The 15,256-nt window shown below is 40.0% G+C and carries 14 protein-coding genes; 2 read left to right on the top strand and 12 right to left on the bottom strand.

What is annotated here, in order from left to right; translation table 11 throughout:
- Nucleotides 1-82: 82 nt before the first annotated feature.
- Nucleotides 83-1,369, top strand: coding sequence for a chloride channel protein (locus I2D69_RS07785; RefSeq protein ID WP_173735602.1), 1,287 nt, complete (start codon nt 83-85; stop codon nt 1,367-1,369).
- 270 nt (nt 1,370-1,639) lie between these two features.
- On the top strand, nt 1,640-3,016 hold the full coding sequence (locus I2D69_RS07780; RefSeq protein WP_173773234.1) for an NCS2 family permease: 1,377 nt from the start codon (nt 1,640-1,642) through the stop codon (nt 3,014-3,016).
- A 228-nt stretch (nt 3,017-3,244) separates the two neighbouring features.
- On the opposite strand, the gene eno is transcribed toward I2D69_RS07780, so the two are convergent.
- From eno to I2D69_RS07720, 12 genes are all read right to left on the bottom strand, one after another.
- On the bottom strand, nt 3,245-4,543 hold the full coding sequence (eno, locus tag I2D69_RS07775; RefSeq protein WP_195379694.1) for a phosphopyruvate hydratase: 1,299 nt from the start codon (nt 4,541-4,543) through the stop codon (nt 3,245-3,247).
- Nucleotides 4,544-4,865: 322 nt separating this feature from the next.
- A complete protein-coding gene (locus tag I2D69_RS07770) occupies nt 4,866-5,399 on the bottom strand; it encodes a serine hydrolase (protein ID WP_173718674.1) in 534 nt (177 codons plus the stop codon).
- Nucleotides 5,400-5,489: 90 nt separating this feature from the next.
- Nucleotides 5,490-6,914 (bottom strand): APC family permease, encoded by a 1,425-nt coding sequence (locus I2D69_RS07765; RefSeq protein ID WP_207739488.1) that lies wholly within the window; start codon nt 6,912-6,914, stop codon nt 5,490-5,492.
- A gap of 194 nt (nt 6,915-7,108) precedes the next feature.
- Nucleotides 7,109-7,258, bottom strand: a complete 150-nt coding sequence (locus I2D69_RS07760) for a hypothetical protein (RefSeq protein ID WP_173718673.1) — start codon at nt 7,256-7,258, stop codon at nt 7,109-7,111.
- A gap of 141 nt (nt 7,259-7,399) precedes the next feature.
- Entirely contained in the window at nt 7,400-8,359 is a 960-nt protein-coding gene (locus I2D69_RS07755) for a transglutaminase domain-containing protein (protein WP_173718672.1), read from the bottom strand.
- Nucleotides 8,360-8,392: 33 nt separating this feature from the next.
- Nucleotides 8,393-8,617 carry an acyl carrier protein gene (locus tag I2D69_RS07750; protein ID WP_148462587.1) on the bottom strand — a complete coding sequence of 75 codons (225 nt, stop codon included), beginning with the start codon at nt 8,615-8,617 and terminating at the stop codon, nt 8,393-8,395.
- A gap of 141 nt (nt 8,618-8,758) precedes the next feature.
- Nucleotides 8,759-10,261, bottom strand: coding sequence for an AMP-binding protein (locus I2D69_RS07745; protein ID WP_173718671.1), 1,503 nt, complete (start codon nt 10,259-10,261; stop codon nt 8,759-8,761).
- A gap of 16 nt (nt 10,262-10,277) precedes the next feature.
- Nucleotides 10,278-11,246, bottom strand: a complete 969-nt coding sequence (locus I2D69_RS07740; RefSeq protein WP_173718670.1) for a hypothetical protein — start codon at nt 11,244-11,246, stop codon at nt 10,278-10,280.
- Nucleotides 11,233-12,744, bottom strand: coding sequence for an MBOAT family O-acyltransferase (locus I2D69_RS07735; protein WP_173718669.1), 1,512 nt, complete (start codon nt 12,742-12,744; stop codon nt 11,233-11,235). Before I2D69_RS07735 ends, I2D69_RS07740 begins: the two co-directional genes overlap by 14 nt.
- Nucleotides 12,745-12,870: 126 nt before the next feature.
- On the bottom strand, nt 12,871-13,686 hold the full coding sequence (locus I2D69_RS07730; RefSeq protein WP_173718668.1) for a hypothetical protein: 816 nt from the start codon (nt 13,684-13,686) through the stop codon (nt 12,871-12,873).
- A 39-nt stretch (nt 13,687-13,725) separates the two neighbouring features.
- Nucleotides 13,726-14,472, bottom strand: a complete 747-nt coding sequence (locus I2D69_RS07725; protein WP_202017098.1) for a transglutaminase domain-containing protein — start codon at nt 14,470-14,472, stop codon at nt 13,726-13,728.
- A 93-nt stretch (nt 14,473-14,565) separates the two neighbouring features.
- On the bottom strand, nt 14,566-15,204 hold the full coding sequence (locus I2D69_RS07720) for a hypothetical protein (RefSeq protein ID WP_173718667.1): 639 nt from the start codon (nt 15,202-15,204) through the stop codon (nt 14,566-14,568).
- Nucleotides 15,205-15,256: the final 52 nt, after the last annotated feature.

Below are 15,256 nucleotides of genomic sequence, written 5' to 3'. Positions count from 1 at the left end.
GAATTTTCCAGTAATATCAAACAATTATTTCAGGTGACAAAATGGAGTAAGTCACAACTATACATGAGAGGACGAAAATAATATGGAAAAAGACAACAGGCAGACTCCGGAGGAAAAATTTCACTATTACTCCGGAGCTATCAGACGTGACATGGGGAACCTGCTTAAGTGGCTGCTTCTGGCAGTGGTGGTAGGATGTATAGCGGGAGCTTTCAGTACTTTGTTTTCTTTTGTGCTGAAGGCAGTGACCGGTTACCGCAAGGCACATCTGTGGACCTTTTTTCTCCTGCCCCTATTCGGACTTTGCATCGTATTTCTTTATGAGAAATTCGGAAAAGACGATGGCGGCACGAATCAAGTCCTTTCTACAGTCCGTTCCCAGGATGATGTGCCCTGGAGATCCGGTCCGCTGATTTTTATTTCGACTGCATTGACACATCTTGCCGGTGGTTCAGCAGGACGTGAGGGTGCAGCTATTCAGTTGGGTGGCAGCATTGCCAATCTTCTTGGCAGATGGATCCATCTCGATGAGGAAGACCGTCATGTGATCGTTATGTGTGGTATGAGTGCTGCTTTCTCTGCACTATTTGGCACACCAATGGCTGCAGCTGTTTTTTCCTTGGAAGTGGTCAGTGTAGGGGTTATGTATTATACAGCTCTTATGCCCTGTATGATTGCATCTTTGATCGCATCCCATTTTGCGGCTGGTATGGGCGTTACGCCGGAAGCTTTTCACGTAGTAAATATTCCTGCACTTTCCCTGGAAACAGGGCTGAAAATGGGCGTTGTAGCCCTTGGATGTGCAGTGATCAGTATTGTCTTCTGTATTATTTTAAATGAGACAGCCAGATTCTACGGCCGGTTTTTTTCTAATAAATATGCACGGGTAGTGGCCGGTGCCGTTCTGGTTATTTTTATTACACTGATTCTTGGAACTACGGATTACATGGGAGCCGGTGCTGAGCTTATTGAGAAAGCAGTGGAGACCGGAGACACCGATTATATGGCTTTCTTCTGGAAAATGCTCCTTACCGCACTGACTATGAAGGCTGGTTTTCGCGGAGGCGAAATCGTTCCGTCTTTCTGCGTAGGCGCCACTTTCGGATGCATGGCAGGACAGCTGATAGGGCTTTCTCCCTCCCTTTGCGCAGCCTGCGGAATGGCTGCTGTTTTCTGTGGTGTGACGAACTGCCCGATTACTTCTATTCTGATTGCCTTTGAAATGTTTGGCTTTAAGGGAGTGTCCTTCTATCTGATCGCCGTTTCTATCAGCTATGCGGCTTCCGGATATTATGGACTGTATAAAGATCAGACGATTGTATATTCTAAATACAAAGCCAAATATATAAATAAACACACAAAGATGTAAGTATAAGTATCGCTGACGTTTATTTTGTAGAAATTGGACGAAAATTATTCTTCCTGAATATGTATCAGCTGCAAAATATACAGACGCTGAAATTTGCAGGAGTCCATGTTGCACGCGTGGCTAGTGTCGTTTTCATGAAATAACTATTTTCATTTACTTATCTGCGGAGTGAAATAGTTATTTACTAAACTGCACCAGGCAACAGACGAGACATTCCTGTAAACTATAAAAAACGGCACTTAAGTGCCGCAAAAAGAAGGGGGTACATTTATGAACCTTGAAAAACTTTTTCACCTGAAGGAAAACCACACTGACGTGAAGACCGAAATCATGGCCGGTATTACCACATTCATGACCATGGCTTACATCCTCGCTGTCAATCCCAACATCCTTTCCGCTGCCGGAATGGACCGGGGTGCAGTCTTTACTGCTACTGCACTTTCATCCTTCATTGCAACCTGCCTGATGGCACTGTTATCCAATTACCCGTTTGTCCTGGCACCTGGTATGGGACTGAATGCATACTTTGCATATACCGTAGTTCTTGGCATGGGTTATTCCTGGCAGCAGGCTCTGGTTGCTGTATTTGTGGAAGGTATCATCTTTATCCTGCTTTCCCTTACTAATGTACGTGAAGCAATTTTTAACTCCATTCCTATGACACTGAAACACGCAGTTTCTGTTGGAATCGGTCTTTTCATCGCATTTATTGGTCTGCAGAATGCAAAGATCGTTGTAAACAATGATTCCACACTGGTAAGCATGTTCTCCTTTAAGGGCTCCATGTCAGATGGTTCTTTCAATTATCTTGGAATCACTGTTCTTCTTGCCCTGATTGGCGTACTGGTTACCGGCATTCTTCTTGTAAAGAATGTAAAAGGCGGTATCCTGTGGGGCATCCTTATTACATGGGCGCTTGGAATCCTCTGTCAGTTTGTGGGACTTTATGTTCCAAATCCGGATGCAGGTTTCTACAGTCTTCTCCCGGATTTTTCCAATGGAATTTCCGTACCGAGTATGGCTCCTACCTTTATGAAAATGGATTTCGCAGGAGTTTTCTCACTTGACTTTATCGTTATCATGTTTGCATTCTTATTTGTAGATATGTTTGATACTCTGGGAACTCTGATCGGTGTTGCTTCCAAGGCAGACATGCTGGACAAAGACGGTAAGCTTCCAAAAATCAAAGGTGCTCTTCTTTCCGATGCTGTTGGTACTACTGTAGGTGCAATGTGCGGTACTTCTACTGTTACTACATTTGTTGAGAGCGCTTCCGGTGTTGCAGAGGGCGGACGTACAGGTCTTACTTCACTTGTTTCCGCTATTTTGTTCGCACTTTCCTTGTTCCTTTCCCCGATCTTCCTGGCGATTCCTTCCTTCGCCACAGCTCCGGCTCTGATCGTGGTTGGATTCCTTATGCTGACCTCTGTTACCAAGATCGACTTTGACGACCTTACAGAAGCGATTCCGGCATTTATCGCAATCATTGCAATGCCGTTCCTGTACAGCATTTCCGAAGGTATTGCACTTGGCGTTATCTCTTACGTTATCATCAACGTCTGTACCGGAAAAGCTAAAGACAAAAAGATCAGCCCGCTTATGTATGCTCTGGCTGTTATCTTTGTTCTGAAATATGTATTCCTGTAATAACAGAATGAAATAATTATACGGTTTGCAATAACATTATTCACGGAACATCACCTGTAAATCGCAATAAATAATCCTAAAAATCCCCCTGCCATGGAACCACGCTTTCCTGGCAGGGGAATTTTTCTATAACACTACTTAAGGGGGTATAAGGTAGATTACATCTGTGAAATCATCTCGTAAATCTGTTACTGTTCACTTTGCAGTCAGTAACCACTTCGCGGAACATTAGCGTTTTACATTGAATGCGCTCATTCCCGGATATACTGCTGCATCTCCAAGCTCTTCCTCGATACGGAGCAGCTGATTGTATTTTGCAACACGCTCTGTTCTGGACGGAGCACCGGTCTTGATCTGGCAGGTATTTAATGCTACTGCAAGGTCAGCAATCGTAGTATCCTCTGTCTCACCTGAACGATGGGAAGAAATTGCTGTATAGCCAGCCTTATGAGCCATCTTGATTGCCTCAAGAGTCTCTGATACAGATCCGATCTGGTTCAGCTTGATTAGGATGGAATTGCCGCATCCAAGAGAAATACCTTTGGAAAGTCTCTTTGTATTTGTTACAAACAGGTCATCACCTACCAGCTGCACTTTATCTCCCAGTTCTTTGGTAAGCTTCTTCCATCCTTCCCAGTCTTCCTCATCAAGAGCATCCTCGATGGAAATAATCGGATACTTGTCAACCAGTTTTTTCCAGTGGTCGATCAGCTGGTCAGATGTGTAAACAGTGCCGGCCTTCGGAAGCTTGTACTCGCCAAGCTTGCCAGTCTTCCACTCGGAAGATGCAGCATCCATAGCGATCATGAAATCTTTTCCAGGCTCATATCCTGCATTCTTAACAGCCTCAAGTATTGTCTCAATGGCTTCCTCGTCAGATTTCAGAGCCGGTGCAAAACCACCCTCATCACCAACAGATGTTGCAAGTCCTCTTGATTTCAGAATAGCTGCAAGAGCATGGAAAACTTCTGCACACCATCTTAAGCACTCTTTGAAGCTTGGTGCTCCAACTGGCATGATCATGAACTCCTGCACATCAAGTCCTAAGGAAAGTGCATGGCAGCCGCCGTTTACAATGTTCATCATCGGTACTGGCATACGGTTTCCGGAAATACCACCGAGGAAACGATAAAGCGGGATATCAAGGGATGTTGCAGCTGCACGGCAGCATGCGATGGAAACAGCCAGGATTGCATTTGCACCAAAGTTTGATTTGTCTTTGGTTCCGTCAGCTTTGATCATCGCCTTGTCAATTGCATAAATATCGGATGCATCCATTCCTGAGATTGTGTCGTTGATGGATGTATTAATGTTCTCTACAGCCTTTGTAACACCTTTTCCAAGGTATCTGTTCTTATCATTATCTCTAAGCTCCAGAGCCTCAAATTCGCCTGTAGAAGCGCCACTGGGAGCAGCTCCTCTGCCGATGGTTCCATCTACCAGATAAACTTCTGCTTCTACTGTAGGATTTCCTCTGGAATCCATAATTTCTCTTCCAATGACTTTCTCAATTTCTAAGTAATCCATGGTATGTATACTCCTTTCATTTTTCAAAGGAACTCCTTCGCGAACTACTTCCCGGAAAAGTCCAGCCGCAATCCGCATCATATTATGTCAGCGGTCTTTCTGTCATAATAAGGAGTCCAAATGATTTACACCGTTAGGTTAGCTATCCCTAACTCTGTAATTAGTATAAACTAACCATAACGAGATTGCAAGAGAAATAGGTGATAATATTTTTCATGATGTGTACGTGGTTTGTTTTCCGGTCACACTTCCACGATGTATTCTGATAACCGAGAAATAACAGGCTCCAAAGCCTGTTTCAAACGCGCTCTAGTTCAGGTAATTATACACTATACTGGAAAATTTCCTTGATTCCATTTATGCCCGTATACCCCTGCTTTTTCAAATACTTGTTAATATAATTGCACCCTGATGAAAAACTGCCATTTCCAAGTGTCCTTACAAGCTCATTATAGCACTCATTGTCACTGACCGTGATCATACTGTTCAGAAGACTTTTCACTGTTCCATTCAGGTTGATCCGCTTCTTATTGCCGCTGGCATAAACTGCTTCCATAACAAAAAGCTTGATTACACTGGCTGGATACATACTGGTTTCATTAATAGACAAAATATCCCCTGTTTTCAGATTTTCCACATACACAGACCAGTTGCCGCTGTACCCATTTACGGTGGACTGGAGTTTCTTCTTCAGTTTTCCCAGACGTACCTCTTCTTTGGCACATTTCCTGCCCTCTTCATTTACATACACATTCTCTGAAACCATCTGACTTGTAGCGATTGTTCCGTTGGCTGTAAGATAATAGCCCTTATACCAACGGTTTGTGTACAATTTTCCATTTTTATTTAATGCCAACTTTTTCCCTTTAATGGTAATCCAGCCTGCATTCTCTTTCCCATTTTTCTTCCCCTGTATAAATAAAACGAGATAGAACTTAACTTATTCTCACTTTATAAGATTCGCAAATTTATCGCCATATTTCTTTTTACTAATATACGCCATTATAATTCCTAAAAGAATCCATCCACCGACAATAATCCATTCCTGCCAGACCAATGTACAATTCGTCTCCGGAATAATATACATGGCGGACATGGTTCCTGACATAATAACTGCAACTATTCCTACAAATTTGTAGTGTTTTACCTTATATGGTCTCCTCATATCAGCTTCTTTCCTTCTTAAAACTATAAAGGACAGTGATACAATGCAATAAGCAAAACAGCAGGCAAAATTTCCTGCATCAACAATCCACACAAGCATTGACCGGCCAAAAAACGGGGAAATAACTGATAATGCCCCAATTAACAGCAATGAATTCACAGGTGTATTGTATTTCTTATGTAGTACAGCAAATTTCCTGGGAAGCATATAGGAAACAGACATAGAATACAAAGCTCTGCTCCCGCCAATCAGGAACGAATTCCAACTGGTAACAATACCGCAAAGACCACCAATTATCAGGACTTTAGCCATATTAGCATTATTAAATGCAACACCCATTGCATCGGCAGTTACAAGGCCGGTGGCAGAAAGCATTGATGTCTTGATCTGTTCTGCATTCATAACATATCCAACAGCCAGAACAACCAGGACATAGAAAGAAACCGCCATAATGATAGAAAGAATCATCATCTTCCCCAATTTTTTCAAAGGAACATTAATTTCTTCAGCTGCCTGTGGTATAACATCAAATCCAAAAAGAAAAAAAGGCGTCATTATAGCGACCTTTGCAATATTTTGAATAATTTCGCCATTGGTGTCTCCAACCAATAACTGATTCTGAAGATTGTTTACGTTTCCTGAATATGCAGCTCCTGCAACCAGTGCGATTCCTACTGCCGCAATTACACAAGTTAATATTTTCTGAAATCTTGCAGCTTTCTTCATTCCAATAATATTGAGGAATAGAATTAACAGCGCCATTCCAATTGCAATAAGCAGCCATGTAAAATATATATCAAATCCGCCAACCGAATATAAATATCCTCTGGCTATTTTAGGAAAAACATATTGAAGGATAGTTGGAAATGATACTGCCTCATAGCATACAACGCCAATGTAGCTTAAAATAATAGACCATGTACATATATAGGCTCCAATAGAGCCAAATGCCTTATAGCTAAATACATGTTCACCACCACATTTCGGCATTGCGGTAGTCAGTTCGGCATAACACAAACCTACAAAGTAGATCATAATACCGCCAATAATAAATCCAAGTACCGTTCCAAGAACTCCACCACTGGTAATCCACTGACCAGAGGACACAACCCATCCCCATCCAATCATAGCACCAAATGCTACGACCAAAACATCACCCGTGTTGAGCACTTTGCTAAATTCTGACTCTCTATTACTCACTAACATCCTCTCTTTCCTTAATCCTGTGAGAATTTTATACCGTCATTCTTTAATATGGATGACCTCCAATTCTCCCAACAAGTACTTTTTTACCATCTCCAACCTGATTGTCCATCCATGATTTGTTCTGAACAAACTCATGGATTGTAGTTAATCTTTCCACACCGTCAATAACACTCTTATGCCCATTTTCATCTTCATCAAAACAAAACGAAGAAAATTGCATACGCAATAAAATAATTTGTATCTATATCATCTATGTCCTGCTCTTCAATTCCAATATAATCCTTTTCAAAATTTTTCTTAGCTTCCAGATACTCAGTAATTTTATTCACCCTTAGCTGTTTCATTGATACGTCACCTCAAAAAAAATCCCATGGAAACACTATCTTCATTTAAGATAATGATACCATGGAATTGTAAAAAAATCTATAAAATTTGGCACCTGTTAAAAGATCAATCTCATAATCATGTTACAGTTACAGAGATTTTTATGAAGCATACCTTATATAGCGGCTGATTGTATGATTGATATCATAACTTCCATTACCATACACGCCACGATACCAGCCCGCAAACTGAGCTTCCGGATCATAATATGCTCCATCAATCATTACCCATCCATGTCTGGTAAGACCATCCGCAGCACCATCTCTTGTACCAGAAACGCGACCAAGAACTACATACGGATTATATCCCAATTCTCGTGCCATCGCTGCAAATGTGCAGGCAAACCCATAACAATCTCCACCGCCTGTAGTAAGCATGTTATATGCAACCTCACGCTGCCATCCTTTTTTATTCAGATCCGGCCAGTATGTTGAATAATAGAAATTTCCACTGCTGGTAAGATATCGCCAACAGGAATAAAGCTTTTCAGATTTACTCATTTCTGTAGTCGTAATTCTGGAAATTATAGTCATAAGTTTCATCTTTAGTTTGGCATTTAAATCATTTTTGGCATATCCCTTGCTGTTAAAGGTAACGTTTGCAACCGTTTTGTTTTTTGTCAGACGTCCTTTAATGTCGCCTCTGTAGAGTTTGTTTCCGATTTTGAAAAATCCTTTTATTGCCTGTCCTTTTTTGTTTACATAATATAATTGCTTTCCTACTTGTACAATTTTCGACTTTGATGGCTTGAGCAATCTTCCCTGGAGATCAAAAACATATGTGTATTTTCCAATTTTTGTTCCACCAACTGCTGCTGTTCCATCAGCTTTAAAATAGTAACGTCTTTTCTGAATGGTTTTCCATTTACTTTTCAGTTTATTGCCTTTCTTATCATAGAAAAAGTATTTTGTACCTTCTTTTATAAAACCGCTTTTCTTCACTGTCACTGGCTGAATCTGAATTGTATCAGAAGCACCGCCATTTTCTGCCTGAACAGGTACTGTGCAAACAGTCATTACAGATATCGCGGCAATGGCAAGAATTTTTCTTATCCTTTGCATACTTTCTTCCCCTTATGTACTACAACATTCAAATCAGTCTTTCAGACGGCAGACCATTTCCCAAAGCGCCGTTGCAGAGTTAAAGTTCTCCGGAATAATATCTGCCGGAGTAATAGCAATATCAAACTCATCTTGAAGTTCGCTGACAATTGACAAAATTGCAAAAGAATCAAGCAAACCATCATCAATCAGAGTATCACAGGTTTCATAATCTACCCCTGGCTTAATATCCTCAAGAATTTCTATTAATTTGTCCATTTTTGTTTCCTCGCTTTCCAATTATCGTTTTTGCACAAATACCTGCTGAAGCAGGATACATTTATTTTCCAATTACGAGCATAACACAAATCCTAAATCATTTCAATACGAAGAAAGCTTCACTTCTTTATACGTTACTGTTCAGCTAATCTGTGTTGCCAGAAGTTTTCTGTTAATTTTTCCATTCTGATTATGAGGCATTTCAACTAAATGATTGATTTTTCTTGGCTGCATATAATCCGGTAATTTTGACCTTAATGTTTTTAGCAATGTTTTATCGTCAATTGCGCCAGAATAGAATAACACAATTCTCTTTTTAGCCGAATCAAATACACAACAATTTTCATCTACTCCATCAATGCTGCTTACATTTGCCTCAATTTCGCCGAGTTCAATTCTTCTTCCCATATATTTAATCTGGAAATCTTTGCGACCATAGTACTCCAATTCACCATACTCATTGAAACGTACCAGATCGCCCATTTTATATACTGTTTCCGGATAACAAGAATTCAGTGGATTCTGAATAAATACTTCCGCGGTCTTTTCGGGATCTTTATAATATCCATATCCTACTGAATTTCCTCTGACAACCAACTCACCAACACCTTCTGTTATAGGATTGCCATGCTCATCAATCACAAGAACATCACAATTGCTGTACGGAATGCCGATTGGAAGGATATCTTCATCTTTAAATTCCCGGTCTACAATATAGTAAGTACATCCATCTGTAATCTCAGTAGAACCATATGCATTAATATATACAGCATCCGGAACCGCTTGCTGCCATGCCTTCAGCTGTTTTATTGGCATAACTTCACCGCCGAAAACAATGAGTCTGATTGCTGACAGATCTGCTACAGAAAATGCATTTGTATTAGCTATCATGCAAAGTGCAGATGGAACCCAGCTAAGTAAATTAATCTTATTTTCGTACAAATATTGAACCAGATAAGCTGGGAAAAGAAATTTGCTTTTGGGAATCAGGTAAGCATGTGCTTTGGCTGCAATTGTTCCATAAATATCAAGAGCTGTCATAACATAGTAAAACGGAACCTGAACACCCAGTACATAGGTATCGTCCATTTTATAGTCTGAAACCAATGCAACTATGTAACTGGTGATTGCTTTATGAGGTGTGACTACGCCTTTTGGAACTCCTGTCGATCCAGAAGTAAAAAGGACATAAAGCACATCCGTCTCCAGAATCTTTGCTTTACTCTCTTCAATTGTTTCTTCAAATATTTCAGAATCATTTAATTCCTCTGTAACAATAATCCTGTCTTCACAAAAAAACTCTTTTGCATTTTCAAAATGCTTTCTGTCTGTAAGTACCAGTTCTGGCTCAAGTACTTCAAATATTTTATTAATTCGCTCAACCGGCATTTCCGTATCAATTACAGAATAAAAATTGCCACTATAAGCGACTGCCATCATTGATGAAATACAGTAAATGGATTTATCAAAATAAAGGGCTACTGGTTTCTTACGAAATCCCGACTTTATAATCGGCATTGCAATCCTGTAAGCCTCTTCCTGAAGCTCTTTATATGTAAGGGATCTTGCTTCTTCTGTAAAAGCAGCTTTATTTGGATGTGTTTTTACAGCATCATCCAGAAAATCTGTCATAATTCTTGGCATATGACACCTCCATATATTAAATTTGGTTTAAAATATTTGCCAACACTTTGGAATACTCTTTTGCAGCATTTCCATTCATATGACCATTATAGTCCGTATAACTGCTTAAGTCGTGAGAAAATGCCTTGAAGTATTGTGTATTAAAATTCAGGTAAGTAATTCCTTTTTGATTAAAATACTCTCCCAAATATTTTGAAGCCGCATTAAAATTATCACTGTAAACTTTCAGTGTATCAATTGGAATCGGAGTAGTTACAGCTACAAATTCAATATTATTTTCCGCGCAAAAATCAATCAGCTTTCCAAGATATTCCATATTCTGCGGTTTTACCTGAGCTTCTGTAAAATCCTTCATAGACTGCATTTTCAGCTTGGTTGTATCAACCGGATAACGCTCAATCAGGCCACTTTCATGGTATTCCTGGGTATCGCTCTTTAAATGGGAAATATCATAATCTTTATTCCATTTTTGAGAAAAAGTTTCCTTTACTTTTCCAAGCTCATAGCTAAGTGAATATTCATACCACGGAAACAGAACAGTTCTGAAATTGCAGTCCGCAATAGAATTCCAGAAATATTCCAATTTAGCTTTTGAGAAAGGAAACTCGTGATAAAACAGAAGATAATTGTTTCCTTCTTCTTTTTTGGAAACCAGATATTCCGGATCCACTTCATAAATAATTCTGGTAGGCTTCTGCTTCTCTGCAATCAGCTTCGCAATATGATACGCGTCAATTACATATTCTCCTCCAACGCACATATTGTGACCAGTTCTTCCTGTAATTTCTTCCATTACTGCCGGATCAATATCTGTCATTCCGTGAGAAGTTCCCAGAATAATGTCATCATATTGATTATTTACCACTGCATGAATATCATTCCTCATAAAGGTACATGGATAAAGCGCCATATCCAATCCTACAAGAAGTGTTATACACACAGCAAGTACCAGTACTGTCTTTACGATTTTCTTAAAATTGTGCATAAATAAAACCTCTCGCTACTGCAGTGGAACCAAACAAGCCAATGGATACCAGCATGCAAAAATAAATGGCAGCTGTAACAGGTAAAGGAAGCTTTGCAAGAGACTCGCGAATTTTCACTCCTCTTTCCTGAAGTACACTGACAATAAACTGAATCACACATAAAACACCAATGATCAAAAGAGCATAAGGAGTAAATGCAGTCCCCTGTTTACCTGCCGGAATCATAAGAAGCTGAGATGGAGCAAAACTTGTCAGGGACTGCTTCATCATAAGAAAAGCCTGTCCTACACTGTCTGCCCGATCAAAATAATTACCAATAAGAACCAGTATAAACGTTCTGACTACTGTAAATACGTAATACCAGGTTTCTTTACCGGAAATATTCAGTTTTTTCTTCCAACTGCGATAGTTATCAGCCATAATTCCACTAAATGCAATAATGATACCATTATACATACCATATACGATATATTTCCATGCAGCTCCATGCCAGATACCCACAAGGAAAAATACAATCAGATTTGCTGCACCAATTGGAATAGCACGGCCGATTTTCTTACCAAATACTTTTTTGCATTTCTTACCGAATTTACTCATCCAACGAGATAATGTAACCGGATAGAATACATAATCCTTCATCCAGGTTCCAAGGGTGATGTGCCAGCGATGCCAGAAATCTGCAGTCGATACTGCAAAATAAGGTCTTTTAAAGTTCTCATCCAATTCAATTCCAAACATAGAAGAAATACCGATCACAACATCCATTCCACCAGAGAAATCTGCATAAATCTGAATCAGATAAAATAATACTCCAAGCAGAGCAACTCCATTGTATTTCTCCGGATCACAAAAAATCGCATCTGAAAAAACCGCAGCCCAATCTGCAAGAATCATCTTCTTAAAAAAGCCCCAGAGAATTCGTTCAAACCCTCTGACAATATTCTGACTTTCAAATTTGTGCTCTGCATAAAGCTGGTTTGCCAGACGACTGTATCTACCAATAGGTCCCTGTAAAATCTGGGGAAAATAAGATACAAACAGCGCATACTTAAACGGCTGTCTTTCTGCCTTACATCTCTTCCAATATACATCCAGAAGATATCCGGAAGACTGAAATGTGTAGAAAGAAATTCCAAGGGGAAACAGAAGTTCAATTCCTCTTAAATGTAAATGAAACAGGGCGTTGATATTCTCTATTGTAAAGTTGGTATACTTTACCACGCCAAGCATCCCGAAATTGAGAATCAGCCCAAGAATTAAAAGTTTTTTTGCACCTTTGTGATTGCCGTTTCCTTCTGTTTTTTCAATGAGAAGAGCCAGCAGCCAGGTTACAATGGTGGAAAAAAGAATAAAGACAACGTAACGGGGACCGCCTGCTATGTAATAGATATAACTGAAAGCAAGAAGAACGATCCACTGAAATCTGCGTGGGACAAGATAGTAAATAAGTACACTTGCCGCCACAAATAGTATAAACAGATTAGATACTAACGACATATTTTTCTCCTAAACCGGACATGGCTCTGCACTGCTCCTCACAGTGCAAGAGCCATGTCCTGTATTTGAGTTGCAAAGCAACTGAAAGTCCTATATGGTGTGCCCCTCTATAGGAAGCAAATCTTTTTAATTTAAAAGACCATTATCCAGGCAGCCGTCTCCGCCGTCATCACCGCCGCTATAATCATCCCCACCGCCGTAATCATAGGAATAATCATTGTTGTCGTAGGAGTAATCATAACTCTCTGTCTGCTGTGCAGCTGCCGCCTGGTCTGCTGCTGCCTGAGCTGCGGCTGCATCAGCAGCTGCCTGGTCAGCGATTGCTTTCTCAGTATCGTATGTACTCTTCTTCTCTTTGGTGCTCTTCAGTTTATAAGTACCATAAATAATTCCATCCTTCTCGCGAAGAGTAAGGGTACCAAGATCCTCAAGTACAATACCGTGAACATCTGCTGTTGTTCCGTCTTCAAAGGTAAGCTGCATATCATAAGTTGGAGCAGTATCCTCAGAAGTTTCTTCCGCTGTCTCTGCTTCACTGTTTTCTTTGGAAAAATATACTCTCTTCTTCTCTTTTAACTCAAATACGTCGTCAGCTTCCATCATATTCTCAGGAAATTCTGTCTCATCAGCAGTCTTGATCGCAAGTCCTGTAATCTTTTTGCCTGTACCATTTCTCAGTTTAAAAGCAATGCAGCCTTCTGTCTTTTCGCCAACTGTTTTTAAGTCTTCTTTCTTTTTGGCAGCGGTCTTTTCTTCTTTTGTATCATCAGAATCAGCTGATTCCGCATCTGCCTCTTCTGCATCTGCATCCTCTTCCTCATCAGAGCTGTCTTCTGCAGCATCTGCCTCAGCTACTTCAGTTGTCTCTGCCGCAAAGCAGCTTACCGGAGCTGCAATGGCTAATGTGCCTGCTAATAATGCCATTAATAATTTTCTCTTCATGATCAATCTCCTTATGTCATTCTTTTTAGTTATAAAAAATCAGAAGCTGATTTTTGTTCTTTTTTCATTATATTTGTAAGTTCCCTTGGCACCGTATTTGAATTTGTATCCACTGTTGACATTTGGGTTATTGCGGTATGTATATGCAAAGTTCGGATCATATACATAAGTGGTTTTGCCGGATTTAATCTCGCACCATGCATGCTCGCCGTCTTTGCCGTTGCGCTGCGGCACAGAACCCATAACAAATTTAACATTCAGCCCTTTTACTTTCGCCATCATAGCAAAAGTTGCAGCCATTACATAGCAGTCACCTTTGCCATATTTAAAGCCATACGCTGCATAATATTCAACTGCATTCTTACTTTTTCCCGGTTTCTTTACGCCGCCGAAATATTTAATTTTTGTGGAGCTCCAGGTAAATGCTTTTTTAAGGTTTCCACCGCATTTTTTAAGTCGGATTGCTGCCAGTTTCTCGGCTGTGGAAGCTGTGGTTACCACACCTTTTTTGTTGATATGATAATATTTATTTTTGATTTTGTAGCCATATTTGTTTTTTACAAGTTTTCCATTCTTGTAATAATAGGTCTTACCTGCTTTTTTGTAGAAACCTGTTTTCGGTGGTTTGTTTTCCTGCGCAGGTGTAGGTGTAACAACCGGAGCTTCAACTACAGTTGTCACAGTAGTACTGCTGTCCGCGGTTCCTTCTGCAAATACAGGAGTTCCCATTGTAAGTGTCATACTCAGTGACAGAACAACTGCCAATGTTTTGGTAATCTTTCTCATATTTATTTTCTCCAATCTTATATTTCTTTTATTATTTAGAGTCCGTTAATCTAAAAATCCGGCTCCAAATATCATTTTTGCAATCTGCATATTCTATCGGGGCTGAATACCGTATATGATTTCACCACCGCTGATTTTTTTTCCAAGTGATACATAGATATTTGCATATGTCAGTTTCATATCTTTGCTTACACCATTCATACAGCTGGAATAGGATCTGGTCTTGGAGGGTTTGCCAAGAAGTTTGCGAAGTTTCACACCGTTTTCCATATATTTGCTGGCTTTTTTCAGCTGGCTGCTCTTCTTGGCTACACGTACACCATTCTTATCAAAGTAATAAGGGGTTCCTTTCAGGTCTGCATATACACCTTTTTTTACTTTATATCCATTTCGGTCAAATCCATAGTACTTTTTGCCAATCTTCTTAACTACAACATTTTTCTTATAACCGCTCTCCTTCGGCGCTGCATAAGCCACTCCGTTTTTGCCAAAGTACTGTTTCTTATCTGTGCTCCAGCAGTTTTTCTGCATTACGCCGTCTTTGTAATAATAGGTTTTGGAACCTTTCTTAATAATTCCATTTAATAATGCAGGTGTGGGAGCTGCAACCGGATTTTCGACTACAGCGGCTGCTCCATCACTGCTGCCAGCTACCTCTGCATTTGCAATTACTGGTGTCTGCAGCATAAATACACACATTGCAGGAAGAAGTAATTTTTTCCACTTTTTCATTTTCTAAATCTCCTTTATAAAAATTTTTAGCTTTGTAACTTTTTCGTACCTT

Origin of the sequence: Ruminococcus sp. D54t1_190329_F1, assembly GCF_015551645.1 — a bacterium.
GTDB lineage: Bacteria > Bacillota > Clostridia > Lachnospirales > Lachnospiraceae > Blautia_A > Blautia_A faecis.
Note: the sequence above shows the minus strand (reverse complement) of the source record. Positions and strands in the feature narration are given on the sequence as shown.

What these genes read in the sequence shown, in the direction of transcription:
- I2D69_RS07785 (WP_173735602.1), top strand. Translation starts at nt 83, where the DNA reads ATGGAAAAAGACAACAGGCAGACTCCGGAGGAAAAATTTCACTATTAC.
- I2D69_RS07780 (WP_173773234.1), top strand. Translation starts at nt 1,640, where the DNA reads ATGAACCTTGAAAAACTTTTTCACCTGAAGGAAAACCACACTGACGTG.
- eno (WP_195379694.1), bottom strand. Translation starts at nt 4,543, where the DNA reads ATGGATTACTTAGAAATTGAGAAAGTCATTGGAAGAGAAATTATGGAT.
- I2D69_RS07765 (WP_207739488.1), bottom strand. Translation starts at nt 6,914, where the DNA reads ATGTTAGTGAGTAATAGAGAGTCAGAATTTAGCAAAGTGCTCAACACG.
- I2D69_RS07760 (WP_173718673.1), bottom strand. Translation starts at nt 7,258, where the DNA reads ATGAAACAGCTAAGGGTGAATAAAATTACTGAGTATCTGGAAGCTAAG.
- I2D69_RS07755 (WP_173718672.1), bottom strand. Translation starts at nt 8,359, where the DNA reads ATGCAAAGGATAAGAAAAATTCTTGCCATTGCCGCGATATCTGTAATG.
- I2D69_RS07750 (WP_148462587.1), bottom strand. Translation starts at nt 8,617, where the DNA reads ATGGACAAATTAATAGAAATTCTTGAGGATATTAAGCCAGGGGTAGAT.
- I2D69_RS07745 (WP_173718671.1), bottom strand. Translation starts at nt 10,261, where the DNA reads ATGCCAAGAATTATGACAGATTTTCTGGATGATGCTGTAAAAACACAT.
- I2D69_RS07740 (WP_173718670.1), bottom strand. Translation starts at nt 11,246, where the DNA reads ATGCACAATTTTAAGAAAATCGTAAAGACAGTACTGGTACTTGCTGTG.
- I2D69_RS07735 (WP_173718669.1), bottom strand. Translation starts at nt 12,744, where the DNA reads ATGTCGTTAGTATCTAATCTGTTTATACTATTTGTGGCGGCAAGTGTA.
- I2D69_RS07730 (WP_173718668.1), bottom strand. Translation starts at nt 13,686, where the DNA reads ATGAAGAGAAAATTATTAATGGCATTATTAGCAGGCACATTAGCCATT.
- I2D69_RS07725 (WP_202017098.1), bottom strand. Translation starts at nt 14,472, where the DNA reads ATGAGAAAGATTACCAAAACATTGGCAGTTGTTCTGTCACTGAGTATG.
- I2D69_RS07720 (WP_173718667.1), bottom strand. Translation starts at nt 15,204, where the DNA reads ATGAAAAAGTGGAAAAAATTACTTCTTCCTGCAATGTGTGTATTTATG.